This is a genomic window from Hydrogenivirga sp. 128-5-R1-1 (assembly GCF_000171895.1).
Genome location: NZ_ABHJ01000323.1, coordinates 1 through 1,539, shown reverse-complemented (window position 1 = coordinate 1,539; position 1,539 = coordinate 1). Strand labels below are relative to the sequence as shown.

The 1,539-nt window shown below is 29.2% G+C and carries 3 protein-coding genes; all 3 read right to left on the bottom strand.

What is annotated here, in order from left to right; genetic code table 11:
• Nucleotide 1: 1 nt before the first annotated feature.
• From HG1285_RS01975 to HG1285_RS19245, 3 genes are read right to left on the bottom strand one after another with little or no spacing between them, the layout of a single operon-like run.
• Nucleotides 2-535, bottom strand: coding sequence for a sigma-70 family RNA polymerase sigma factor (locus HG1285_RS01975; protein WP_008289252.1), 534 nt, complete (start codon nucleotides 533-535; stop codon nucleotides 2-4).
• Nucleotides 535-1,383 (bottom strand): AAA family ATPase, encoded by an 849-nt coding sequence (locus HG1285_RS01980; protein WP_008289251.1) that lies wholly within the window; start codon nucleotides 1,381-1,383, stop codon nucleotides 535-537. Before HG1285_RS01980 ends, HG1285_RS01975 begins: the two co-directional genes overlap by 1 nt.
• The gene (locus tag HG1285_RS19245; RefSeq protein WP_083793153.1) at nucleotides 1,376-1,534 is read right to left on the bottom strand and encodes a hypothetical protein; all 159 of its coding nucleotides are present in this window, start codon (nucleotides 1,532-1,534) and stop codon (nucleotides 1,376-1,378) included. Before HG1285_RS19245 ends, HG1285_RS01980 begins: the two co-directional genes overlap by 8 nt.
• Nucleotides 1,535-1,539 lie beyond the last annotated feature (5 nt).

Here is a 1,539-nt window from a genome sequence, read left to right as displayed (position 1 = left end):
TTTAATCCTTTTCTTCAAAGAAAATCATCTGTATTACCTTTTTCTCATTTTCTGTAAGTAAATTCAACTTTTCTTCTATCTTCTCTCTAAGTTCTACTTTATACGCATACTCCTCGGGACTTTCCATTCTGGATTTTAATGTATCTATAAATTTTAAATCTTCAGTACCGCCAATAGCTTTTTCTATACTTAAAAATATGGCTGATGAAGATAAAGGAATTTCCATTTGCTCGTCAACAGGTTTTTCTTCTTTTTTTATTTTATCTCTTATACCTCGCGGGACTATATCTAAACTCCTTAAATAATCTAAAATTTCACCTCTAATTCTTATATAAGCATATGTGGAAAACTTTGCCAAATCCTCATTATAATTGTCTAAAGCCTTTAATAAACCAATAACTCCAATATTTACAAGCTCATCAAAGTCAATTTCACCTTTTGGAAGTCTATAATATATTTTACTTGCAACTTTTTTTATCAAATTTAGATTATCTAAAACAACTTTATTTTTTTCTTCTTTGGTTAATTTTTGCATTACCTTTTTATAAATTCCATTAATTTTTTCCAGAAATTTTTATCTGAGTCTAATATAGGTTCTCCAACTTCTTTTGCTGCTATCTCTTTAATATGCTTAACAAATTTATCCGAAGGATATGTTTCAGATATAAGCCTTTTTTCTTTTATTGATTTGTTTACAGTTTCTGATAAAGGTATCCACCCAAATAATTCAAAAGATTTATCCAAAAACCTCTTAAAAGGCTGATTTAATCTTTCATAAGTTTCTATAGCTTCATTTTTATTCTTACACATATTTATAATAAGCTTGAAATTAGAATATTTATAAATTTTAAATATAGATTTGATTAAGGCATAAGCATCAAGATATGCTGTAGGTTCAGGAGTAGTAATTACATAACTCCTATTAGCAGCTCTTACAAATGCGGAAACTCTTGTATTTATACCTGCTGAAGTGTCTATAATGACATAGTCATATTTTTCTGAAAAATCTGTTAAATCTTGGATAACTCTCGTTGCCAAAAAATCTTCCATTTCGTCTAAGGACTCTATACCGGAAAAACCTGGTAAAACATCTATACCAAAGCGTTTTATTACTACATCTTCTAATCTTTTTCCATTTAGAATATGTCTTAAATTATTTTCTGGTTTTATATTTAAAACGACATGAACATCAGCCATTCCAATATCCGCATCTATAAGGAGGACTTTTTTACTAAAAGTATTGACAAGCTGATATGCAAAGTTCACTGCGAAACTGGTCTTACCTACACCTCCTTTACCGGAAGTTATTGCTATAAACTTATTATTACTTTCAATAGTTTTCCTGTTTGCTAATTCTATTAATTCTTTTGCTTGCTCATTCATTAAAATCCTCTAAAAAGTAGTTTGCAAGTAGTTTCGGAGTAAGAATCTTTATATCTTCGGGAACTCTCTGCCCTATGCTTAAGTAAGTGATAGGAACTTTTGTTTTTACTGCAATGTTAACAATTAACCCAGGTGTTGCTGATTCATCAATTTTCG